Consider the following 22,479-nt stretch of genomic DNA (forward strand, 5'->3'; position numbering starts at 1 on the left):
ACCATGACTGTCAAAGCAGAACTGATCGGCATTGCCCGCAAGTCAAAATCGCGCGCGCCAATGGAATCACTTGATCAGGTTACGGCAAGCACAGATCTTGGCATTGACGGCGATTACCGGGGAAAGCTGCGTCGTCGTCAGGTGACAATATTGGCAGAAGAAGGCTGGCAGGCAGCCATCAATGAAATCAACAGACCTGATCTGTCATGGACAACCCGCCGGGCAAACCTTTTGGTGCGCGGAATTGATCTGCCACGTGAAAAGGGCAGTAAACTTGTGATTGGTACCGTAACTTTTGAAATCACCGGGGAAACCGATCCTTGCAGCCGGATGGATGACGCCGCTTCCGGGCTCATGGATGCCATGACGCCGGATTGGCGTGGCGGGGTGACCTGCCGGGTGATTGAAGGGGGGGAACTTCGCCTTGGCGACAGCGCCTTTGTTATTGAAACTACGGGCTAACTCACCTATCGCGGCTTTGCCGAAAGATACGTCGCAAGTTCGACCGGATTAAGCTCCACAAGGTTAGCCAGCGCGATATAGGGATCACCATCGATCTCCAGCAATTTTGCAAAGGCTGGTTCGGTTTTGACCCCGGTTTCCTTTAACGCACGCACGTCATCGGCAAACCCATCGCCCATCAGATGAAGAATACGCGCCTCCACCAGCATATGGACAAAGCCATATTGCAAGGTCGCCGGGCAGTCGGTTGCAAAGATCTCGACAGGCAAATCATCACATGTAAAGCGCACAACCAGCGCCGGCCGGACATTCCGCGTCGCTTGGCGTTCATAACATGTAAAGCCCGACATCGCCCCGAATGCGCGCAAGGCAAACTGTTCGAACGCAGTTAAATCAGATGCATGGCAAAGAATATCGATATCTGATTGCGCGGTATCAATGCTGATCGGCAATGTCCCCGCGATGACCGGATCAAATTCAGCCAATGTCTCCAGAATGCGATAATCGCGCAGAATTCCGGCGGCGGAGAGCCCCCGTGACGACGCCTGTTCCAGACCATCAAGACCACGGAAATGATCGATACACAGTTGGTCTGGCCAATTCATTACTGTTTGGTTCATTTACAAAACCATTCTGTTTCTTGACCCGATTGAACATTGCGGGGATATCTGATTGTTGCAGCCATTCCAACAAGATGGTTCTGACCCGCCACCTGCGCACTTCCTTGATCGCGCCAAACCCGAAAGCCCGTACGCCCCATGATTGATATTCTGGCGATCACGTCACCGATCTTCATGATTATCGCAATCGGATATTTCGCCGTCTATCGCAACATCGTTCCGCAAAGCATTACCCGCGGTATGGGGGCGTTTGTAATGAATTTTGCGTTGCCTTGCCTTCTGATTCGGGCATTGGCGCAACGCGATCTGACCGAAGTCATTGAACCGGTTTATCTTCTGGCTTATGGCGGTGGATCGCTTTTGGTTTTTGCCTTTGGATATCTTTATGCGCTTAAGGTCGCCGGGAAAGGACAGGCGAATGCCACCTTGCAGGGACTTGGCATGTCGATGTGCAACAGCGGCTTTGTCGGTTATCCCGTCGCGTCGCAGGTCTTTGGCCCGACCGCCGAAATTGCACTCGCCCTGTGCGTTATTATTGAAAACCTTGTGATGATGCCGCTTGTTCTGGTGTTGGGCGACAGTTCACAGAATAACGGCCAGACCCGCATGCAGGTTCTGGGCAAGGCATTCCTCAATCTTGGCCGTAATCCGATCATTATCGGTATCATGATCGGATTGGTAATTTCGCTTTCCGGGATCACGTTACCAACGCCGGTCTTCAAGGTTGTTGATATGCTGGCATCTGCGTCCGGGCCGGTTGCATTGTTTGTTATTGGCGGCGGCCTTGTCGGGCTTAAGCTTAAAGGTCTGCGTGCGGACATGGCCCGCATCGTCAGTGCGAAACTCGTCCTCCATCCAATTGCAGTCTTCGTTCTGGTTTACTTACTGCCCGGTTTCGACCCGACTTTGAGGATCGCGTGCGTCGCATTTGCCTGTTCCCCGATGCTGAGCATCTATCCGATTTTCGGCCAGCGTTATGGCCATGAAGGACTTTGTGCAGCGTCCCTTATGATGGCAACGTCCCTGTCCTTTATCACCATCAGCACGGCGTTGTGGTTGCTTGATACAACAAGTGTCTTTGGCCCGCTTCCCTAGGAAAATCGGCAATCAACAAGGGCGGTCAGAACATGCATGACCGCCCTTGTTGTTTAATGTCGTCCAAGTACCGGTTTTAACCCGGCCGCTGACCAAACGGAGGACGCTGTCCCGGGAAACCACCACCCGGAGGAGGGCCGCGACGACCATCTGGTCCACCGCCACCGGGACCTCCGCCGCCCGGGCCACCCGGCTGCATTCCGCCCGGTCCCTTGTCAAAGCTTGGATCTGGAATCCCTGCAAGCACGCGCGGAATGAACGGGAAGCTTTCAGTGACGAAATAGGCATAGGTGCCTTGCGGGTATTCCGGCGTCACGGTTTCACGCCCATTGGCTTCATCAAGATCGCCAAGGCCGGGGACAAATTCGAAATCCTCGCCATAGGTACCATCGTATTTCCCGCCCGGACCACCTTGGCGCGTTCCGTTCTTAACCCGCCATGAACTCCGCAAAGCGGTTACCGGCGATCCCGGATCATTGGGATTTGAATAGCCGAACATCGCATAGACCGGGAACCCGTCAGCCGCAAAACCGATGCGAATGGAATGCTGGCTTGGTGACCAGCTTGTGATCAGGCCTTTTGGCACACCATGATAGTGATAGGTCCCGTCGGGCTGCACATGGGCATTGTTCTGATCAAGGCCCAGATCAAGCGTGGGTGAAATCGCTTCGTAGCGCCAACCCGACTGACGATCACGGTTCCAGAACTCGCCCGTAAACGGATCAAACGGCACACCGTTCACAGCAACCCCGAAAAGATTGCGCGGATTGGGCATGAAACGTCCGCTGCGCTGCGGATTGATCGGCATACGGAATTCAAGTGACTGGGCCTTGATCGAATTGGGATTCCGGCGATTGGGAAAACTGCCCGTTGCGTGATCGGGGATCGCATTCGACGTGATATAGCGATACCGGCCATCTTCACGAACACTGATTTCGTTTGAAAGTGCCCAGGCTTGCCGCGTCGGGTTCAGGACCATGCCGGCAAGCGGCAACATTCCCAGTCCGACCAGAATGTTGCGGCGCATCCGGTCGACTTCTTCGCGCGTATCACCGGCATATTTGCCTTCATCCATCGGTTCATGATGATGGTGATGGTGGTGGTGGTGGTGGTGGTGGTGGTGGACATGTGCATGTCCAAGCTGTTGATCCTGAAGCGCATGAAGCTCGCTTCTTGTCATTTTCGGCACTGGACTTCCCCCCAAAAGTAATCGTGACGTTATCCCTTTTATCTGGCGATAACGTCACGATGTTCCAGAGAAAAATGCACCCGATCCAAATTAACCGGGAATTCCCCCCGCATGGGCAAGGATTTCCTCGGCCTCGCGGATTTCCTGTTGCTGTGCCCACATTTCGGAATAGAGACCTTCCATCGCCAGCAATTCCTGATGACGGCCGCGTTCGGCCACCTGACCATCACGCAGGACAATAATTTCATCAGCATCAATCACGGTCGACAGACGGTGGGCAATCACAAGGGTGGTGTGACCACGCGATACTTCGCGCAGGGCCTGCTGAATGTCTTTTTCCGTTCTTGTATCAAGGGCAGATGTGGCTTCGTCAAAGATCATGATCTTGGGCCGTTTCAGCAACATGCGCGCAATGGAAACACGCTGCTTTTCGCCACCTGACAATTTAAGGCCACGTTCCCCGACCATGGTTTTAAAACCGTCTGGCAAGGCCGCAACAAAACCATCGATGCTGGCAAGTTTCGCAGCATTTTCGATTTCGCTCTGCTCTGCGCCGGGGCGGCCATAGGAAATGTTATAGGCAATGGTGTCGTTAAACAGCACCGTGTCCTGCGGAACGATACCGATGCTTTGACGCAAGGAATTCTGGGTAACATCGCGGATATCCTGACCATCAATGGTGATCCGGCCACCCGACACATCATAGAACCGGAACATCAGTCGGGTCAGGGTCGATTTACCCGCCCCGCTTGGGCCGACAACGGCAACCGTCTTGCCCGCCGGAACGTCAAAGCTCACACCCTTAAGGATGTTGCGATCAGGATTATAGGAGAAATGCACATCCTCGAACCGGATCGCGGCATCCTGACAGGCCAGCGTATCGGCACCTTCCTTGTCTTCAACCTCCTTGTCGACATCCAGCAACGAGAACATCCGCTCCATATCGGTCAGGGATTGCTTGATCTGGCGATAGACAAAGCCAAGGAAGTTAAGCGGCATGTAAAGCTGCAACAAATAGGTATTCACCAGCACAAAGTCACCCACTGTCATGGTGCCGTCTTTGACACCCTGAGCCGCCAGCAGCATGTTCAGGACAAGCCCCACCGCAATAATCGCACCCTGCCCGACATTGAGCTTGGAAAGTGACACCTGTGACTGAACGGCGGCAACCTCATAGCCACGAAGGGCTGCGTCATAACGCTTGGATTCATGGGCTTCATTATTGAAATACTTGACCGTCTCGTAATTGATCAGGCTGTCGATGGCCTTGGTGTTTGCTTCGTCATCGCGCTTGTTCATTTCGCGACGGAACTTCATGCGCCATTCGGTCACGACCAGCGTAAAGACGATATAAATCACGATGGTGACAAAGGTAATCAGCGCAAACCAGACATCATAAAGTGCCCACAGAATCGCCGAGACCATGAAGATTTCAAGCAAGGTCGGCAGAATATTGAACAGCATAAAGGACAGAAGGAATTCGATGCCTTTAACACCGCGTTCAATCGCCCGCGAAAGTCCGCCCATCTGGCGGTCCAGATGGAACCGCAATGACAACCCGTGAAGATGTTCAAATACGCTAAGCGCCGATCTGCGAATGGCGCGCTGGGCCACCTTGGCAAAGACCGCATCGCGCATCTCGCCAAAGGCCGACACAAGAATACGCACAAGACCATATCCAATGATCAATGCCACCGGCACGACAATCAGGGATGTGGTATCGGTACCAGATGACTGGACCGCTGCCCCGGCCTTGTCTCCACCGCCAAGCGCATCGACCGCATATTTGTAAAGAACCGGGATGTAAACGTTTGCGACCTTGGCACCGACAAGAAACATCAGTGCAATAACAACACGCGCCTTAAGCTCGAACTCGCCACGCGGCCACAAATAGGGCAAGAATGTTTTGACGACGCCGAACTCTGCGCGTGCAGTCGGCTGATCGGAACCCATATTTTTCAATTTCTTATCCCCAAACAGGTACCGAACGGCATTGCGGGATGCGCGCGGTATATCTTTTCCTTCTGTCATCAACAGATGGACCGGGAAGCCGCGTTTGGCAAGCATCGTCGATTGTTTATCGACTTAAGGTCATTGCAGAGCGCGGGTTTGATGTCTATTTTGTCAATTTGTTGATAAAATCTCAAAACAACGGGTTTGAGACATGTGTGTTCAAATCATTTTCTAGGAACGGAATCAGGACCATGACGGCGCTTGCCAGTATCGAAAGCCAGGACATCGCTGCACTTATGCGCGAAATGGGTATGAATGCCCGCAAAGCTGCACTCGAACTTGCACAGGTCCCGGCCGAACCAAAAGTCGCTGCCCTCAAAGCGGCGGCTGCGAAACTGCGCGAAAACGCCGAAACCATCCTTGCTGCCAATGCCAAGGATATGGAAGCAGGCCGTGCAAAGGGCCTGACCGCCGCCCTTCTGGACCGTCTTGCCCTTGATGCAGGTCGCATTGAGGGTATTGCATCGGGTGTCGAAGCAGTCGCAGACCTTCCCGATCCTGTTGGTCGCGAACTGGCACGCTGGAGCCCCGAACATAACGGGCTTGATATTGCCCGCGTTTCCGTACCGCTTGGCGTGATCGGCATCATTTATGAAAGCCGCCCGAACGTTACCGCCGATGCCAGTGCGATGTGCATCAAATCGGGCAATGCTGCGATCCTGCGCGGCGGGTCGGAAAGCTTCCATTCCTCACGCGCAATCTTTGATTGCATGGTTGCAGGTATCATTGAGGCTGGCCTGCCTGAACATGCCATTCAGATGATTCCGATCACCGATCGCGCAGCCGTCGGTGAAATGCTGAAACTGTCCGATTATATCGATGTGATTGTTCCGCGCGGCGGGAAGTCACTGATTGCGCGCATCACTGATGAAAGCCGCATTCCGCTGTTCAAGCATCTGGAAGGCCTTTGCCACACATATGTTCATGCCAGCGCTGATCCGCAAAAGGCTGTCGATATTGTCGTCAATGCCAAGATGCGTCGCGTCGGGATTTGCGGTGCCACCGAAACCATCCTGATTGACAGTTCGGTTGCCGGACGCCTGTTGCCGCGTATTGCCGAGGCACTGGTCGCCAAGGGCTGTGAACTGCGTGGAGATGAAACAGCGCAGGCGGTTGATGGGCGGATCAAAGCTGCAACGTCAGAAGACTGGGTCACTGAATATCTTGATGCAATTGTGTCGATCAAGGTGGTTTCGGGCGTTGAAGAGGCCGTTAATCACATCAACACCTATGGCTCGCACCATACCGATGCGATCATTGCCGAAAATGCCGCCGCAACCACAACCTTCCTCAACGGAGTTGATTCGGGGATCGTGATTGTCAATGCCTCGACCCAGTTTGCCGATGGTGGTGAATTTGGCATGGGTGCGGAGATCGGCATTTCGACCGGGAAGCTTCATGCGCGCGGTCCGGTCGGAGTCGAACAGCTGACCAGCTATAAATACATCGTTCGCGGTCAGGGTCAGACCCGTCCATGACCTTACCTGCGCCAAGATCGCATGTGGCACCAAAACGCGTCGGATTGCTGGGCGGGTCGTTTAATCCCGCCCATGAAGGGCACCTGCATATCTCGCTGGAAGCCTTGAAACGCCTGCAGTTGGACGCGGTTTGGTGGCTGGTGTCACCGCAGAACCCGTTAAAGCCGACAACCGGTATGGCCGATCTTGCAGATCGCTTTGATTCTGCACTGATGATGGCAAAGCATCCCCGCATTGTTGTTTCTGCAATTGAAACCGAGCTCGGAACCCGCTATACGGCCGACACTCTTGCAGCCTTGCAGCGTCGTTTTACCCAAACACGGTTCGTTTGGCTGATGGGAGCAGACAACCTGGCCCAGTTCCATAAATGGAAATGGTGGGAAAGGTTGATTTTACGTGCTCCCATTGCGGTTATCGACCGTGAGGGGTATTCTAACAAGGCATTGTCCGGGACCGCTGCGCGCCGTATGGAACGCTGGCGTATTCCCATGGACAGGGCGGGTTTGCTGGCCGATCTGGATGTTCCGGCTTGGGTATACCTGCCAATCAAGCGCCATCCGGCTTCTTCGACCGCAATCCGCGCCGAAGGCAGATGGCAGGTGTAAGCAAACGGTGATCTGGGCATTCGGTTCAAACCGGTCCAGCACGTGGAACATTAAGGTGGCGACCATAGGTACCGCAAAACAAACTCTTCAGTCTGGCGAAATGCTTGCACTGATCAAGAGTACCCTCGAAGACGACAAGGCCGAAGACCTTGTCATCATTGATCTGACCGATAAAACCTCTCTTGCCGATCATATGATCATTGCAACTGGCTCGTCCTCGCGTCGCGTGGCTTCCATGGCAGAACATATTGTCGAGGCAATCAAGGATGCCGGTCAGGGCCGTGCAGCGGCAGAAGGCAAGGAACAGGGTGACTGGGTTCTGGTTGATACCGGCGACGTCATTGTCCATCTGTTCCGTCCGGAAGTCCGCGCCTTCTACAACATCGAAGAGATGTGGGGCGTTGAAAACCCGGCACTGAAACAGCAGGCAGCGCGACTGTACTAACAGTCCGCGCAGCCCGGCTGCGCCCGACTGATATCATTTCATTCGGGCGCATATCTGACCGATTGCAGCATAACGGCCAGGATCATAACCATGCAAATCACCCTTGCAGCCGTGGGCCGGATCAAAGCCGGGCCCGAAAAAGATCTGTTTGACCATTATGCTGCCCGACTGCGCTGGCCCTTTGTCGTGCGCGAAGTCGAGGAAAAGAAAAAGCTCCCGCCCAATCAGCTTAAAGACCGCGAAGCAGAATTGCTGCTTGGCGTCATTCCCGACAACGCCTTCCTGATCGCGCTTGACGAACATGGCAAGGAATATGGCTCCATCGAGTTTTCGCAAAAACTTGAAGGCTGGATGGATCAGTATGCCGGAAATATCGCCTTTGCCATTGGCGGGGCAGACGGCCATGGCGCGGCACTGAAATCCCGCGCCAACACGCTTTGGTCGCTTGGCAAGGCAACATGGCCCCATATGCTGGTCCGCGCATTGATCGCCGAACAGCTGTTTCGGGCCCACGCCATCCAGACCAATCATCCCTACCACCGCGAATAAGGTCTTTACGCTTCCCTGTTCGTGACCGGCCCTTCCAAAATTCAATGACAGCAACTGATGACCGAGTGAAGAAACAACTTCTCTCGTTTTTCGTGTATGTTGCCTTGCAACATAACGCCACACTCGCTAATCTTTCCCCATAAGAAAAAAACATTCCCAAAATCAAAAATACTCTTGGGTAGTGGCGAGGCTTTAAAAAATGGAACAGACCGTCCTTTCGGCACATCATGTCGCCGATGACGCAAACAGTAGCGTTGTGGCCAAAGCACAGATCAAAGATCTGATGCGCGGTATTTCAACCGCGCTTGATTACATCCAGCACCTTCTGGAATTTGCCAACACGGCTGGCGAAAGTCAGGATAGCCTGATGCGCGAGATCGATGTCCGGTCTAACAATCTGCGCGCCGGTCTTGATGAAACCCGTCGCGAAATTGCCAATAGTACCGACGTCGCCCGGGATATTCAGAACACCACGCGCTCTACCGTTGCCAGCAAGACCGAGGCCATCAGAAGCGACCTTGAACGCATCAGCGCGGAACTTGAAACCAAGGCCGAAGGTGCCAACAAGGTTCTGGGTGCAATTGAAGATATCGGCAAGGGTATCAAGCTTCTGGCTCTTAATGCCGCGATTGAGGCGGCGCGTGCCGGTGACCATGGCCGCGGCTTTGCAGTTGTCGCCAAGGAAGTCGGCAATCTGGCGCAAAGTACCATGCAACGCACCAACGAGGCCGTCGATCTGATCGACCTGTCCGATGTGACCCGTGCCTTACGCCAAAGCATGGCCAATATCGGTAGCGACCTTGACAGTCTGGGCAACGAGATCGAGGCATCCCTTGCCACCTTGCAGGAACGCTTTGCCAATATGTCAGATCGTCTGGCTGACATTTCCGAACATAATCAGGTGGTATTTGAACTGCTTGCGGGAAGCAAGGATGCGTCCGCACGAACCCGCAACAAGGTCACATGGGCCCGCACGGATACCAGAAACCTTGCCGGAAGCCTTACAGACACGGGCTCGGCTCAACAGAAACTCGCGAGCTTCCTTAAGACCAATCATCTTCATGATGACCCGACCTATGATCGGCTGGCCGACATCAAGGCACGTGGCAAAATCCGGATCGCCATTGAACCGGCCTTTGTCGGTCTGTCTTTCCGCCTGAAACCGGGTGACCCGCTGCGCGGTCTTGATGCCGATTATGCACGCGCACTGGCGAAATGGCTGGGCGTTGAGTGCGAATTCGTTGAACATCCGTGGGACTTGCTGACCGAACTTCTGTTTGTTGGCAGCAAACCCGGAACCCCGGCCGCCGATGTGGTCTGGAGCGCCCTTCCCCCAAGCGAGTTTTATAAGGGAGTGGCCTATTCGGATACCTATACATATCTGAATTTCGCTCTGTGTCGCCGGGCGGGAAATACCGGTATTAACCGGCTTTCCGATCTCAATGGCAAGGTACTTGGCATCATCAATGACCCGGTCGCCTTCATGGTGCTTGAAGAACAGGGGCTTCGCTGGGCAGGCAATGAAAACAAGCCCGGTGGCATTGCCAAACTTTCCAACCTGATCGCCTATAGCGACCAGACGCGCCTGCATGATGCACTGGCCGACGGGGCCGTTGATGCCTTTGCCGTTGATCAGCCGATCTTTCACTGGGCCGCAAACAATCCCGAAAGTCCCTGGCATGGCCGTATTGAGGTCCTGCCAGGCAGTATCCTGCCACTGCCATACTATTACACCGCCGCTGTCGCCGCCGATCCGGCTTCGTTCAATCTGCTTGGCGCGATCAATCAGTTCATCGCCGAATTCCGAAAAACGCCGGAAAGGGCCGAAATTGAAAAGCTTTGGCAGGGGCAGGCGATCACTCATCATCTGACCTACAAGGACGAGACCGGCAATCTGATCGGGGCTGATGAGCTTGCCAGCAGCTATCATGCACATTGCAGGAAATTCGGCCTCAATCCGGTCGATCCGTCATCATTGTAACGCATTAAGCCTCTGGCGCGATGAGGGTATCGGCACTATCATCGCGCCATGGCAGCAAACAAAAAATCCCTGCGACAACAACGCATTCTAGGCGAACTGGATCATGAACCGTCCTTGCGGATCATTGATCTGGCAGAACGTCTTGGTGTCTCGACCGAGACCATTCGTCGTGACTTTGACGAACTGACCCAGCAGGGATTGATCAACCGGACCTATGGCGGTGCGGTACGTCGGCAATCAAGCGAGCCGGGCCTGAATGAACGACACAAGCTTCACATTGCCGAACGCGAACTGATTGCCCGTCAGGCGATGCCGGTTCTGGCCGGTGCCCGCCATATCATGATCGGGTCCGGTGCAACCACGGTGCATGTCGCCAAGCGTCTGGCTGTGACCATGAATGATCTGACCGTGATCACGCATTCCTTCGGGGTCGCGACCGTGCTTGCGATCAATCCGACCATTCGCGTGATCATGGCACCCGGTCTTTATCACGCCCAGGAAGGTGCGATGCATGGTGCACAGACCATCCGGTTTCTGGAAAACTATCGGGTGGAATGGGCAATTCTTGGGGCCAGCGGCCTTGATGGTGACGGCGCAAGCGACGCCATGATTGATGCATCCGAGGTTTACGCCGTAATGATGGAACGCGCCACGCGCAGCATGATCGTCGCCGACCACACCAAATTCAATCAGTCCTTCCCGGCGCGCTATTGCGAATGGAATGGTGTGGATGTTCTGGTCAGTGACCAGAAGCCGTTGGGCGCACTGGGTGAAACCATTCGTGCCGCCGGTTGCGTGATCAAGGCCAAACAACCCGACTGAACACTCATCTAGCCACAGGCGCGAAGCGACTTGCCCAGTGCCTCGATAAAGAAATCGACTTCTGATCGTTTCAGGCAAAGGGGCGGACGAATTTTCAATGTCTGCCCATATTTTCCGGCCGCACCGATCAGAACGCGATGACGGCGCATCGCATTGATCACATCCCCGACCAGTTGCCCGCTTGGCTGTGCCGGGTCCCCGTTAGCCGACAGATCAACCCCCAGGAAAAGACCGGCACCGCGAATATCACTGATGCGACCATCAATCTCGGCCAGATGCTGCAACCCTTCGCGCAAATAGGCGCCGCACACGGTCGCATTGTTTTGCAAGTTCTCGTCACGAATGACGTCAAGCACGGCAAGCCCTGTGGCTGCGGCAACCGGACTTGCCGCAAAGGTGTTGAAATAACCGACATCCTCGCAAAAGGCGGTCAGCAATTCCGGCCTGACCGCAATGCCCGCCATCGGAAAACCATTGCCCATCGGCTTGCCCATACTAACGATATCGGGAACAACATCGTGACGCGCAAAACCCCAAAAGGCATCACCGGTCCGGCCAAATCCGGGCTGAACTTCATCTGCAATAAACAACCCGCCCGCACGATGGACAACCGCCACGGCCAGTCGCAAAAAGCCCTTGGGATTTGAAAAGACCCCGTCACTCGAAAAGATGCTGTCGACAATAAGGGCGGCAACACCGCAACCACGTTCTTTCAGCGTTTCAATCGCCGAATGCACAGCATCGGCAAAACCGGCCGCAATATTATCGCCATAGGCCTGCTTGCCAGGTGGCGGGATCGCAATCACGTGATCGGGCAACCCGCCGCGCTTGATCGCCGATGGTGATATCTCGGTCACGGCCGCAGTATTCCCGTGATAGGCGCTTTCGGTAACGATCATGCCCCGTGCCCCGGTCGTGCGTTGTGCTATCCGGATAGCAAGGTCATTGGCCTCGCTGCCACTGCATGTCAGAACAATATTTTCCAGATGATCAGGAAACGTCTCCTTGAGACGATCCAGATAGGTTTCCACCGTCTGATGCAGATAGCGGCTATTGATATTCAGGCGCGCGGCTTGGTCGGCCATTGCGCTGACCACCTGTGGATGACAATGCCCGACCGAGGGCACATTGTTATAGAAATCAAGATAGTTGGTGCCGTCTGCGGCAGTCATCCAGCATCCCGATGCGGATACCATTTCAATCGGGTCACGGTAAAACAGCACCGATGCCGCCCCGACATTACGCAACCGGCGACTTAAAAGATCAGGTCGCGCCGGGTCATTTCTGCCCGGGACAGAACTGTCATAGGCATTCATATCAAGGATGGGGCGCACCTCGGTCATGATATCCCCTCTGCCACAAGATAGGTTTCCGCCATCGCAAGGGTTCCGCTGGTGAAATCAGTTCCCATTTCCTGGGCCGTTGGTGTTTCCGGATGACTTGCAATCCATGCCGTCAGCAACAACCGTCTCAGCATCACGAAACTGTCGAGCATCTCGTGATCTGCTTTGGAAAATGGCGCGATGGTTCGATACCCCTCCACCCAGGCTTCCTTGAGCGCCGGAATGATCGGGTCCAGTTCGATAAAGCTGATGGCTGCGGCAAAGTCATAGCCAAACCAGCCAAAGCCACAATCGTCAAAATCAATGACACCAAGCCGGTCGCCATCGGCCAGCAAGTTGGCAAGACGCAAATCCGCATGGATCAGTCCAAACCGCTCACTCCCCATCCCGAAGGCCATAAGTTTCTGATCCAGATGGCGACAAACCTGTTCCAGACGAGCCAGCCCGTCCGGGTCCAGCCCCGGTGCAGCACGCCAGTCCCCCCAATGCGGTGTTGCGCCAAGGGTGGTGTCAAATGTCCAGCTTTTGCGCACAAAATTCACCGAACGCGACCATTTCCGGGCATGACCATGCAACCGGGCACTAATCGCACCCAGCTTGGAAAAACCGTCGATCAAGGCATCATCGGCGGATGGTTCATCGCCCTTCATGAAATCAAAGGCCACCACATGGCGGGTAACGCCATCCTGATCAAAACCGGCCACCAGTGATCCGTCACTGCGCAAGCGCGGTTTGGGCGTATCAACCACGTCAGCCGCGCGCAAGGCATTGATCCAGGCAAGTTCGGACTCGATTTCGGAACGGGTGTGATAACCGGGCCGGTGTACCCGCAAGATCATCCTGGCACTCGTATCCGGATCGGTCGCAAGAAAGGTGGCGTTTTCCGAAACCGTCAAAAGCGACACGATGCTGTCAGGCCCCATACCCCAGCCGCCCAAAACCGATATTGCACCAGCCTTAAGGGCAGCAATCAGCTCGTCATCGTAAATTCCGCCCAATATTGGCCTCCCTCATTCCCTAGCTGAAACCGTCTCGAAACCTGATCGGGTGACCGCCATCAAAGCCGTTGAAAACTGTCGGCATTGGCCCAAGGCATCCGTCACGCATTTCACCGGATAAGCCGTTTTAGACGGCCTTCTGTGAATATTGCGCTCTAAAATGTGTAACTTGCAACATTTTTTGTTGCATCACGGAAAAATTGCCCCGATCATCTGAAAAACATAACGCACTGCACAATCAGGGACGACGCACCCGTCAGACGCTTTTCAAATGCATCGACCGGCGTGCCGTGACTTCATGAAAGGATCCCTCATGCTGACTTCAATTTCCGGAAAAAGCGTCATCGTTACCGGTGGCTCCAAGGGCATTGGCAAGGGCATCGCCAGCGTCTTTGCAAAACAGGGCGCAAAGGTCATGGTTGTGGCCCGCACCGAAAAGGATGCGGTCGTAACGGTTGAGGAAATCAAGGCTGCCGGTGGTACAGCGGATATGTTTCTGTGTGATGTCGCAGATTGGGATCAGGTCATGGGCATGGCGGAATACACCGCAAAGACCTTTGGCGGGATTGATATCCTGTGCGCCAATGCCGGTATCTTCCCGCAGGTCAAAATGATTGAAATGGGTGCAGATGACTGGGATCAGGTCATGTCGACCAACCTCAAAAGCAGCTTTCTCTGCGTAAAGGCCTGCATTCCCTATTTCGAGAAAGCCGGCAAAGGCCGGGTCGTGATCACCTCGTCCATAACCGGTCCGGTCACCGGCTATCCCGGTTGGGCGCATTACGGTGCGTCCAAGGCTGGTCAGCTTGGTTTCATCCGGACTGCCGCAATGGAACTGTCGCGCTATAACACGACGATCAATGCCGTGATGCCGGGCAATATCATGACCGAAGGTCTGGCTGATCTTGGACAGGATTACCTGGACTCGATGGCGAACTCGATCCCGCTCAAACGTCTGGGCAGTGTCGAGGACATCGCCAATGCCGCCCTGTTCTTTGCATCCGACGAGGCCGCCTATATCACCGGCCAATCCATTATCGTCGATGGCGGACAAATCCTGCCTGAATCGCTTGATGCACTGGGCGAGATCTAAGCAAAAACGAGATACTCACCTAGGAAACACAATTTAAATTTGCATCCCCTTTCCCCTTTGGATACTGATATTTTCAGTATTCAGAGGGGATTTATCATGAAACTTCATCACCTTAAGATTCTCGCAGTGCTCGGCTGCGTTGCGTTCCTCGGGGCTTGCGCAACATCACGAAGTGTCGTTCAAATCGAACAACCAGACACCATTGAAAACCCCGCCGAAGGAACCGAGGTCAGAATTCTGGAAGTGAATGACAACCGTCAATTCCAGATTGACCCGCCCAGTCCGGATATCCCCTCGCTTGCCAATGACGAAATTGATAACAAGTCGATCACGTCCCGCGCCTATGCGCGTAAACGCAACACCTATGGCATGGCCTTGGGCGATGTGCTGATCCCCGAAGGCAAGACCGTCGCCGACGCCATTGCCAAAACGGTCGAAAACGGATTCCAGGCAGCCGGATACCGTGTTTTGACACCAGAAGATGCGAATTACGCCAGTGCCGCCGATGTCAAAGTTGATATTTCGGAATTCTGGTCATGGTTTGAACCCGGCTTCTGGCAAATCACCATACACAATCGCAGCGACATAACCTTAACTGCCGACAATATCACCCAGTCTGGCCCTATCAGGATCAAAGAGCAGTACAACGAGAACATGCAAATGGCGCTCGATAGCGATTGGCAGAAAAGTGCAATCAACGCTTTAAAGCAGGTTCGCGAAAAAATCACCGAACAGCTCTTGGCGCTTTCAGAAAAATGATCGGCCTTTAAGCCGAAACGTGGTGAACCAAAAACCGCGCCGTTTGGGCGCGGTTTTTGTCATTCAGATATCATGCAACCCATACTGGCTGCGGACCACGCCGGAACTATAGCGCTCTGACGCCAGAAGTCGGGGTTTGATGCCACCGGCATCGCGCCCGAACAGCGATATGCCATCGCCGAGCACTTCGGGAACCGTAAAGATATCAAGCTGGTCGGCAAAGCCGCCAAACAGGAACTGCGTCACCACGCTGCCCCCGCCAACAACCCAGATATCCCCGTCCCCGTTCCGACTGTCGCGAAGCTGATCGACAAGTTCGATAATGCTGCCGCCATAGGCCTCGATATTTGCCGGGCGGTCTTCGGGAAGATCGCGTGATGTCAGAACGATGGTGCGGCGAGCCTCGTACGGCCAGTCACCAAATTCCATGACCTGATCAAAGGTGTTTCTGCCAATGATCAATGTGCCAACGGAGTCCAGAAAGTCATCAAAGCCAAACTCGGCCGGATCATATTGATCCAGCCAGTCAACCGCGCCATTGGTGCGTGCAATGAAGCCATCCAGACTGACCGCGATATATATGCGGAACAGCTTTTTGCCCATGTCTATGTCCAACCTTTGATGGGGTCTTTGCCCCTTTTTTTGGTTCACCGATCATAGCAGATTATCAACCGGGAGTGACAAGAAAGCAGAAACCGGCACTGTTTCCATCACCACCCGATTGTCAGAAACCGCTGTTTTCCGCCCTATTCTTCCGAACAGGGGTTAACATTCGACAACGTTGACATTAACCGCAAGCCCGCCCTGACTGGTTTCCTTGTACTTGCTTTGCATGTCGAGTCCCGTCTGGCGCATGGTTTCGATCACACGATCAAGCGACACGGTGTGCTGTCCGTCGCCGCGCAATGCCAGACGTGCGGCATTGATCGCCTTGACCGCCCCCATTGTATTGCGTTCGATACAGGGCACCTGCACCAAACCGCCAATCGGATCGCAGGTCAGGCCAAGGTTATGCTCCATCCCGATCTCGGCGGCATTTTCGACCTGTTCGGGTGTGCCGCCCAGAACAGCACAAAGTGCGCCCGCTGCCATCGAACAGGCCACACCGACCTCGCCCTGGCATCCGACCTCGGCTGCCGAGATCGAGGCACGCTTCTTGTAGATCGAACCGATTGCAGCAGCGGTTAAAAGGAATTCGCGAATTTTGGCCTGACTGGCATTGGCCCCAAACCGTTCATAATAGCGAAGAACGGCCGGGATCACCCCGGCTGCCCCGTTGGTCGGAGCCGTCACGACGCGGCCGCCTGCGGCATTTTCCTCGTTCACGGCAAGGGCATAAAGATTGACCCAGTCAATCACGGTCAAAGGATCGCGAAGGCCCGCTTCGGGTTTATCCGTCAGTTCGTGATAAAGCTTGGATGCACGCCGTTTCACATTCAGCCCGCCGGGCAAAATACCGTCCGTTTTGCAGCCACGATCAATACAATCCATCATCGCCCGATGCACGCGATCGACAAATTCATATGTCTCGTCCGGGCTGCGCCAGCTTTGTTCATTTGCCATCATGATTTCGGCAATCGAACGCCCTTCGCGCTTGCAGATCGCCATCAATTCATCGGCTGATCCGAACGGATGGGGCAATGTGATGTTATCACCGGAATATTCCGCCCCGCGATCATCACCAGACACAATAAATCCGCCGCCAACTGAAAAATATTCCTGTTCGTGGATTTTCACCCCGTCACGATCAAAGGCGGTGATCCGCATGCCATTGGGATGTTGCGGCAAGGTCTCGGTGAAATGGAAAACAAGATTGGTCTCGCGGTTAAAGGCCACCGGATGCTGCCCGTAAAGTTGCAGCTCGGAACTGGCATCAATTGCCGCCATGGTCGGGGCCACATCATCGGGATCCACACTGCGCGGACGTTGCCCTGAAAGGCCCATGATCACAGCGGTATCGGTCGCATGTCCCTTACCCGTCAGGGCAAGCGATCCATAAAGATCGACGACCACGCTGCCGGTTCTGGTCAAAAGATTGCGAGCTTCAAGTTCAAGGCAGAAGCGGTAACCCGCCCGCATCGGACCAACCGTATGCGAACTCGATGGGCCAATCCCGATGGTATAAAGATCAACAACAGAAAGGTTTACGTCTTGCACAGATCCGTCTTGCGATCCCGAAGCGGGACCGGTGGCGGTATGGGTGGTCATAAGGGCCTCCTTCACGGCTCTTGAACGCGCGAAATCTCGCGCCGTTTGCGAACCGGTGTCTTGCCCCCTCTGTCCCTTGACCTGAGATTGTGCGCCTGCCTGCCAAAAACAATGTCAGCCAACAGGTTTTCATCCTTCGGTGGAAACCGGGTGTCGGGCACAATGAACATGCACGCCATCCGGTTTCTCTCTCCAGAGCCTCTATCCGCGACGGTCCATCTGCCTGAGAGTTTTATGGGGCTATTGCTCCTTCGGCGCCGGTCATGCGGATGACCGGGCTCTCCCGTCGTGGTGCGAAACGCCATTTCTGCCGTCTCTGAGGATCACCGTTGGAACGCAGAGTATCTGTGTCTGCAAACCCTGTCAAAAAGCAGCTTTGCACCTGCAAAAAATTCCCGGCACGGGTACTGTTTCGCGGCCACATTCATGCTAAATTGCCGGAATTACACATGTGCCTGTTGCGAGTAACGGTTGACCCACCCTGCCTGCGCAACAGGATTGATGGCGAACCGTCCCGTAAGTCACCATATTTACTGGTAATTATTTACGGGTAATTCAGCCTTTATCTCTATCAGTGGGGTTTATGAACGTGACTGTATCGAATTCCGTAAAGCGCCCGCGCCCGGTGGTGCTGTGCATTCTGGACGGCTGGGGTTATCGCGAAGAAACCAAGGACAACGCCGTTGCCTTGGCCAATACGCCTGTCTGGGATGCGCTTTATGCCAATAACCCGACCGGTTTCCTCAAGGCGTGCGGTCTGGATGTTGGCCTGCCCGAAGGCCAGATGGGCAATTCGGAAGTCGGTCACATGAATCTTGGGGCGGGCCGTGTGGTCATGCAGGAACTGCCCAAAATTGATGAAGCCGTCAAAACTGGCTCCATTGCCGATACCGACACCGTCAAAAAGATTATCGCGACCCTGAAAGACAGCAATGGCGTCTGCCACATTGCCGGTCTTCTGTCCGAAGGCGGCGTTCATTCCCATCAGGCCCATATGGCCGCCCTTGCGAAAATCATCGCGGGCGCTGGTGTACCGGTGAAAATTCACGCCTATCTTGATGGTCGCGACACGGCACCGAAAAGTGCTGCCAAATTCCTTGAGAAATTCCGCGCCCTGATCGGCGATGCCGACGTTGAAATCGTGACCGTTACCGGGCGCTATTACGCCATGGACCGCGACAACCGTTGGGAACGCGTCAGCCAGGCCTATTTCACGATGGTGCAGGGCAAAAATTACGCCGATGGCCGTACGGCTGAAAGTGCCGAAGCCGCCATTGCCAATGCCTATGCCAAAGACACCACCGATGAATTCGTTCTGCCGACAGTGATTGGTGATTTCGATGGCATCAAGGATGGCGATGGCCTGCTGATGACCAACTTCCGTGCCGATCGCGCCCGTGAAATCCTGGCAGCCCTGTGCGCTCCGGAATTCGATGGCTTTGATCGTGGCACGCCGGTCAAGTTCGCAATACAGGCTGGCATGGTCGAATATTCGTCCGAACATGCCAAATACATGGATGCGATCTATCCGCCCCAGACCCTGCCGAACATCTTTGGCGAAGTGGTTTCCAAAGCCGGTCTGAAGCAGCTTCGTATTGCCGAAACTGAAAAATACCCGCATGTCTCGTTCTTCTTTAACGGTGGCGAAGAACAGGTCTTCGAAGGCGAAGACCGTATTCTGGTCGCATCACCAAAAGTCGCGACCTATGACCTTCAGCCGGAAATGTCCGCCCCCGAAGTGACAGAAAAACTGGTTGCTGCGATCAAGTCGGAAAAATACGACGCGATCATCCTGAACTTTGCCAATCCCGACATGGTCGGCCATAGCGGCATTCTGTCTGCGGCCATGAAGGCGGCCGAGGCCGTTGATACCTGCCTTGGCAAAGTGATTGATGCGATCAAGTCGGTTGGTGGTGTCGCCTTTGTGACTGCCGATCACGGCAATTGCGAAGTCATGGTCGATCCTGAAACCGGCGAACCGCACACGGCACATACCCTTAATCTCGTTCCGACCATTCTTGTTAACGGTCCGGAAGGGGTAACATTGGAGAATGGGCGTCTTGCCGACGTTGCGCCGACCTTGCTGCAACTGCTTGGCGTCGCCCAGCCAGCCGAGATGACTGGCAAACCGTTGCTTAGGGGCCTGAAACAGAATGATGCGCTTCTTGCGAGCTAAATTTGCTTACAGGATAGCCCTGCCTGCGCTGACCGTTTTTGCGGTTCTTGCAGCAGGCGGGGCAGCGCCTTCTTTTGCCCAATCGCTGCAGAAAGTTGACAAGAAGCTTGATCAACTCGAAAGCCAGCTTTCCGAACAGCAAAAACAGGAAGAGTTCCTGTCGCGTAAATCGCGCGAACTCTGGACCGAGGAACAGGCCCTGCAATCCGAAGCCATTTCGGTTGCCCGGCGGACCCAGCGTCTGGAATCGACCCTGACCGAACTTGAAGATCAGCTTCAGACACTCGAAACCCGTGAAAAGGTTGCCGCGACCAGTCTCGAAGACAAGGCAGGGCAATATGCCCGCATCCTGATGGCGCTACAGCGTCTGTCAACAACACCGCCCGAAGCCGTCATTGCCCTGCCAACATCACCGCAGGATACCCTGCGTTCGGCGGTGTTGCTCAAAGCAGCGCTTCCCGGCGTGGAACAGCATGCGCGCGACCTGCGCAAGGAATTGTCTGAAATCGCCACACTTCGCGAAGATATCCGCGACCGTCGCGCCGATGTCGCCAAAGCGACCAAGGAATTACAGCAGGACCGCGCATCACTGGCCGCCCTGCTGGGTGAAAAACGCCGCTTGCGCACCGAGACCGAGGCCGAAGCACACGAAGCCGCCAAAGCCGTGAGCGCCCTTGCCGACGAGGCCAAATCACTTGGCGAGTTGCTGAGTACGCTTCGCAAGCGTGCCGAAGGCCTGCCAAAACCGCGTTCCCGCCCGGAAATTCAGCTTGCCAGCCGGACCGAACCGGACGCCGACACGCTTGGCGCAACGACCATTGCGCGCAACCCGCCGCCGGAACCCCCGGCGCGAAAAGATGACGCACCCAGCGCACCAGACAAAAAAGATGGCACCAGCGACGAGGAATTCGCTGTTGGCAGTTCAATTACGCTGGCACACGGGCATTTACGAATGCCCGCCAGTGGCAAAGTCGTCACACTGTTCGGGGAAAAATCACGTGGCCCGGACGGATTGACAGTCACAAGATCCAAAGGAATTGAGATCAGCACACGTGCAAATGCGCAGGTTGTCTCGCCCTTTGACGGCAAAGTTGTCTTTGCCGGACCCTTCCGCGGTTACGGCCGACTCTTGATTATCGAACACGGCGAAGGATACCATAGCCTTATCGCCGGTTTTGATCGGCTCGACAGTGTGGTAGGACAATATCTATTGGCGGGCGAACCTGTTGGTATTATGGGTGAAACGGCGCCTAAACTGTATCTGGAGATGCGCCAGGACGGAGAAGCGATTAATCCGCTTCCCTGGCTGGCCTCGAAAAACGGCAAGGTAAGTGGATGAAAACCTCTCGATTGGCAGTACTCGCACTCGCGACCGGCATGACTTTCGGCCTTGCGTCCCCAAGTCTGGCGCAATCTTCAACGTCCTCGGCTGAAACGTATCGCCTGCTGAATTTGTTTGGCGATGTCTTTGAACAGGTCAAAGCCAAATATGTCGAAGAAGTCGATGACAAGCAGCTGATCGAAGCTGCCATCAACGGCATGCTGACCTCGCTTGATCCGCATTCCTCCTATCTGAACATGGATAATTTCGAGGAAATGCAAGTCGATACCCGCGGCGAATTTGGCGGGCTTGGGATCGAAGTCACGATGGAAGACGGCTTTGTCAAAGTCATCTCGCCGATCTATGACACACCCGCGGAAAAGGCCGGCCTGCAACCGGGCGACTTCATCACCCATATTGATGGCACTGCCATTCGCGGCCTGACGCTTAACGACGCGGTCGAAATGATGCGTGGCAAGGTCAATACCGACATCGTCCTGACCATCATCCGCAAGGGTGAACAGGCGCCGTTTGATGTCACCCTGACCCGTGCAGTGATCAAGATCCAGTCGGTTCGCGCCGAGGTAAAGGAAGATATCGGTTACATCCGCATCACCAAATTCAACGAACAGACCTTTAGCGGCTTGCAGCGCGCCATTACCGACATGCGCGATCAGATCGGCCCGGAAATCAAGGGTCTGGTGATTGACCTTCGCAACAATCCGGGCGGTCTTCTTGATCAGGCGATTTCGGTTTCCGATGCCTTCCTTGATAAAGGCGAAATCGTATCGACCCGTCCGCGTGACACCCAGAATACCGAACGCTACAACGCCCGTTCCGGCGATCTGGCCGAAGGTCTTCCGATGATTGTTCTGATCAATGACGGTTCTGCATCGGCATCCGAAATCGTTGCCGGTGCGCTTCAGGATCACCGCCGGGCGATCATCATGGGCACGCGCAGCTTCGGCAAGGGATCGGTACAAACCATCCTTCCGATGCCGGGCAATGTCGCACTGCGTCTGACGACAGCGCGCTATTACACCCCGTCGGGCAAATCGATTCAGGAAGTCGGGATCGTTCCCGATATCATCGTGCCACAGGCCCGTGTCGAAAGCATCGAAGGTGACACCCGCCGTTCCGAAGCATCACTGAATGGTGCGCTTCGCAACGAGGACGCACACACCACCGATACCGAAAAGGATGCAAATTCCCGCCGGGATCAGGCCGAGCAGCTTGCGATTGACGATTACCAGCTGTCGCGTGCACTTGACATGATCCGGGGCATTTCCCTGTTTGGTTCTCGCCCGCAAGGGTAAGGACCA

At 54.8% G+C, this 22,479-nt stretch carries 20 protein-coding genes and 1 riboswitch; of the genes, 13 read left to right on the plus strand and 7 right to left on the minus strand.

The window, feature by feature from the left end; all coding sequences use genetic code 11:
* Window positions 1-3: 3 nt before the first annotated feature.
* Window positions 4-462: an MOSC domain-containing protein gene (locus WA318_RS16970; protein WP_336083034.1), complete on the plus strand. Its 459-nt coding sequence runs from the start codon at window positions 4-6 to the stop codon at window positions 460-462.
* A 5-nt stretch (window positions 463-467) separates the two neighbouring features.
* On the opposite strand, the gene WA318_RS16975 is transcribed toward WA318_RS16970, so the two are convergent.
* Entirely contained in the window at window positions 468-1,067 is a 600-nt protein-coding gene (locus WA318_RS16975; protein ID WP_336083036.1) for a DUF4269 domain-containing protein, read from the minus strand.
* A gap of 153 nt (window positions 1,068-1,220) precedes the next feature.
* On the opposite strand from WA318_RS16975, the gene WA318_RS16980 reads away from it, so the two are divergent.
* Complete coding sequence (locus tag WA318_RS16980; RefSeq protein ID WP_336083038.1) at window positions 1,221-2,177, plus strand: AEC family transporter; 957 nt, start codon at window positions 1,221-1,223, stop codon at window positions 2,175-2,177.
* 76 nt (window positions 2,178-2,253) lie between these two features.
* Here the strand turns inward: WA318_RS16980 and WA318_RS16985 are convergent, their stop codons facing one another.
* The gene (locus WA318_RS16985; RefSeq protein WP_336083040.1) at window positions 2,254-3,357 is read right to left on the minus strand and encodes a YHYH protein; all 1,104 of its coding nucleotides are present in this window, start codon (window positions 3,355-3,357) and stop codon (window positions 2,254-2,256) included.
* Window positions 3,358-3,456: 99 nt separating this feature from the next.
* Window positions 3,457-5,319: an ABCB family ABC transporter ATP-binding protein/permease gene (locus WA318_RS16990; RefSeq protein ID WP_114097208.1), complete on the minus strand. Its 1,863-nt coding sequence runs from the start codon at window positions 5,317-5,319 to the stop codon at window positions 3,457-3,459.
* A gap of 251 nt (window positions 5,320-5,570) precedes the next feature.
* On the opposite strand from WA318_RS16990, the gene WA318_RS16995 reads away from it, so the two are divergent.
* The 6 genes from WA318_RS16995 (at window position 5,571) to WA318_RS17020 (ending at window position 11,259) form a co-directional block, all read left to right on the plus strand.
* The gene (locus WA318_RS16995) at window positions 5,571-6,857 is read left to right on the plus strand and encodes a glutamate-5-semialdehyde dehydrogenase (RefSeq protein WP_336083042.1); all 1,287 of its coding nucleotides are present in this window, start codon (window positions 5,571-5,573) and stop codon (window positions 6,855-6,857) included.
* A gap of 23 nt (window positions 6,858-6,880) precedes the next feature.
* Window positions 6,881-7,462, plus strand: a complete 582-nt coding sequence (locus WA318_RS17000) for a nicotinate-nucleotide adenylyltransferase (RefSeq protein WP_443082646.1) — start codon at window positions 6,881-6,883, stop codon at window positions 7,460-7,462.
* Between the two features lie 55 nt (window positions 7,463-7,517).
* On the plus strand, window positions 7,518-7,907 hold the full coding sequence (rsfS, locus tag WA318_RS17005; RefSeq protein WP_309471199.1) for a ribosome silencing factor: 390 nt from the start codon (window positions 7,518-7,520) through the stop codon (window positions 7,905-7,907).
* A 90-nt stretch (window positions 7,908-7,997) separates the two neighbouring features.
* Window positions 7,998-8,456: a 23S rRNA (pseudouridine(1915)-N(3))-methyltransferase RlmH gene (gene rlmH / locus WA318_RS17010; RefSeq protein WP_114097103.1), complete on the plus strand. Its 459-nt coding sequence runs from the start codon at window positions 7,998-8,000 to the stop codon at window positions 8,454-8,456.
* A 199-nt stretch (window positions 8,457-8,655) separates the two neighbouring features.
* A complete protein-coding gene (locus tag WA318_RS17015; protein ID WP_336083051.1) occupies window positions 8,656-10,437 on the plus strand; it encodes a methyl-accepting chemotaxis protein in 1,782 nt (593 codons plus the stop codon).
* Between the two features lie 48 nt (window positions 10,438-10,485).
* Window positions 10,486-11,259, plus strand: coding sequence for a DeoR/GlpR family DNA-binding transcription regulator (locus WA318_RS17020; RefSeq protein ID WP_114097101.1), 774 nt, complete (start codon window positions 10,486-10,488; stop codon window positions 11,257-11,259).
* An 8-nt stretch (window positions 11,260-11,267) separates the two neighbouring features.
* Here WA318_RS17020 and WA318_RS17025 read toward each other — a convergent pair whose 3' ends face one another.
* Both WA318_RS17025 and WA318_RS17030 read right to left on the minus strand, forming a co-directional pair.
* Window positions 11,268-12,602 (minus strand): aspartate aminotransferase family protein, encoded by a 1,335-nt coding sequence (locus WA318_RS17025; protein WP_336083054.1) that lies wholly within the window; start codon window positions 12,600-12,602, stop codon window positions 11,268-11,270.
* On the minus strand, window positions 12,599-13,600 hold the full coding sequence (locus WA318_RS17030; RefSeq protein ID WP_336083057.1) for a phosphotransferase enzyme family protein: 1,002 nt from the start codon (window positions 13,598-13,600) through the stop codon (window positions 12,599-12,601). Before WA318_RS17030 ends, WA318_RS17025 begins: the two co-directional genes overlap by 4 nt.
* Before the next feature lie 313 nt (window positions 13,601-13,913).
* Between WA318_RS17030 and fabG the strand changes: the two genes are divergently transcribed.
* Window positions 13,914-14,693 carry a 3-oxoacyl-ACP reductase FabG gene (fabG, locus tag WA318_RS17035; protein WP_114097207.1) on the plus strand — a complete coding sequence of 260 codons (780 nt, stop codon included), beginning with the start codon at window positions 13,914-13,916 and terminating at the stop codon, window positions 14,691-14,693.
* Between the two features lie 39 nt (window positions 14,694-14,732).
* Complete coding sequence (locus WA318_RS17040; protein WP_336083060.1) at window positions 14,733-15,452, plus strand: YajG family lipoprotein; 720 nt, start codon at window positions 14,733-14,735, stop codon at window positions 15,450-15,452.
* A gap of 63 nt (window positions 15,453-15,515) precedes the next feature.
* Here WA318_RS17040 and WA318_RS17045 read toward each other — a convergent pair whose 3' ends face one another.
* Together WA318_RS17045 and WA318_RS17050 are read right to left on the minus strand one after the other, a co-directional pair.
* Window positions 15,516-16,055, minus strand: coding sequence for a dihydrofolate reductase family protein (locus tag WA318_RS17045; RefSeq protein WP_336083063.1), 540 nt, complete (start codon window positions 16,053-16,055; stop codon window positions 15,516-15,518).
* Between the two features lie 162 nt (window positions 16,056-16,217).
* Window positions 16,218-17,660: an L-serine ammonia-lyase gene (locus WA318_RS17050; protein ID WP_336083066.1), complete on the minus strand. Its 1,443-nt coding sequence runs from the start codon at window positions 17,658-17,660 to the stop codon at window positions 16,218-16,220.
* Between the two features lie 201 nt (window positions 17,661-17,861).
* A riboswitch (glycine riboswitch) is annotated at window positions 17,862-17,956 on the minus strand.
* Between the two features lie 287 nt (window positions 17,957-18,243).
* On the opposite strand from WA318_RS17050, the gene gpmI reads away from it, so the two are divergent.
* Genes gpmI through WA318_RS17065 form a run of 3 tightly spaced genes read left to right on the plus strand, consistent with a single transcriptional unit; the run spans window position 18,244 to window position 22,473 of the window.
* The gene (gene gpmI / locus WA318_RS17055) at window positions 18,244-19,836 is read left to right on the plus strand and encodes a 2,3-bisphosphoglycerate-independent phosphoglycerate mutase (protein WP_336083068.1); all 1,593 of its coding nucleotides are present in this window, start codon (window positions 18,244-18,246) and stop codon (window positions 19,834-19,836) included.
* Window positions 19,817-21,175 carry a murein hydrolase activator EnvC family protein gene (locus tag WA318_RS17060; RefSeq protein WP_258548632.1) on the plus strand — a complete coding sequence of 453 codons (1,359 nt, stop codon included), beginning with the start codon at window positions 19,817-19,819 and terminating at the stop codon, window positions 21,173-21,175. Before gpmI ends, WA318_RS17060 begins: the two co-directional genes overlap by 20 nt.
* Window positions 21,172-22,473 (plus strand): S41 family peptidase, encoded by a 1,302-nt coding sequence (locus tag WA318_RS17065; RefSeq protein ID WP_336083071.1) that lies wholly within the window; start codon window positions 21,172-21,174, stop codon window positions 22,471-22,473. The genes WA318_RS17060 and WA318_RS17065 overlap by 4 nt, the downstream gene beginning before the upstream one ends.
* The last annotated feature ends 6 nt before the right edge of the window (window positions 22,474-22,479 follow it).

The sequence above is a fragment of the Thalassospira sp. CH_XMU1448-2 genome, assembly GCF_037027285.1.
Lineage (GTDB): Bacteria > Pseudomonadota > Alphaproteobacteria > Rhodospirillales > Thalassospiraceae > Thalassospira > Thalassospira profundimaris_C.

Excerpts from the sequence above, each read along its gene's own strand:
- WA318_RS17050 (WP_336083066.1), bottom strand. The coding sequence starts at position 17,660 with ATGACCACCCATACCGCCACCGGTCCCGCTTCGGGATCGCAAGACGGA.
- fabG (WP_114097207.1), top strand. The coding sequence starts at position 13,914 with ATGCTGACTTCAATTTCCGGAAAAAGCGTCATCGTTACCGGTGGCTCC.
- WA318_RS17065 (WP_336083071.1), top strand. The coding sequence starts at position 21,172 with ATGAAAACCTCTCGATTGGCAGTACTCGCACTCGCGACCGGCATGACT.
- WA318_RS17045 (WP_336083063.1), bottom strand. The coding sequence starts at position 16,055 with ATGGGCAAAAAGCTGTTCCGCATATATATCGCGGTCAGTCTGGATGGC.
- WA318_RS17060 (WP_258548632.1), top strand. The coding sequence starts at position 19,817 with ATGCGCTTCTTGCGAGCTAAATTTGCTTACAGGATAGCCCTGCCTGCG.
- WA318_RS17025 (WP_336083054.1), bottom strand. The coding sequence starts at position 12,602 with ATGACCGAGGTGCGCCCCATCCTTGATATGAATGCCTATGACAGTTCT.
- gpmI (WP_336083068.1), top strand. The coding sequence starts at position 18,244 with ATGAACGTGACTGTATCGAATTCCGTAAAGCGCCCGCGCCCGGTGGTG.
- WA318_RS16995 (WP_336083042.1), top strand. The coding sequence starts at position 5,571 with ATGACGGCGCTTGCCAGTATCGAAAGCCAGGACATCGCTGCACTTATG.
- WA318_RS16990 (WP_114097208.1), bottom strand. The coding sequence starts at position 5,319 with ATGGGTTCCGATCAGCCGACTGCACGCGCAGAGTTCGGCGTCGTCAAA.
- rlmH (WP_114097103.1), top strand. The coding sequence starts at position 7,998 with ATGCAAATCACCCTTGCAGCCGTGGGCCGGATCAAAGCCGGGCCCGAA.
- WA318_RS17015 (WP_336083051.1), top strand. The coding sequence starts at position 8,656 with ATGGAACAGACCGTCCTTTCGGCACATCATGTCGCCGATGACGCAAAC.
- WA318_RS16980 (WP_336083038.1), top strand. The coding sequence starts at position 1,221 with ATGATTGATATTCTGGCGATCACGTCACCGATCTTCATGATTATCGCA.
- WA318_RS16975 (WP_336083036.1), bottom strand. The coding sequence starts at position 1,067 with ATGAATTGGCCAGACCAACTGTGTATCGATCATTTCCGTGGTCTTGAT.
- WA318_RS17020 (WP_114097101.1), top strand. The coding sequence starts at position 10,486 with ATGGCAGCAAACAAAAAATCCCTGCGACAACAACGCATTCTAGGCGAA.
- WA318_RS16985 (WP_336083040.1), bottom strand. The coding sequence starts at position 3,357 with ATGACAAGAAGCGAGCTTCATGCGCTTCAGGATCAACAGCTTGGACAT.
- WA318_RS16970 (WP_336083034.1), top strand. The coding sequence starts at position 4 with ATGACTGTCAAAGCAGAACTGATCGGCATTGCCCGCAAGTCAAAATCG.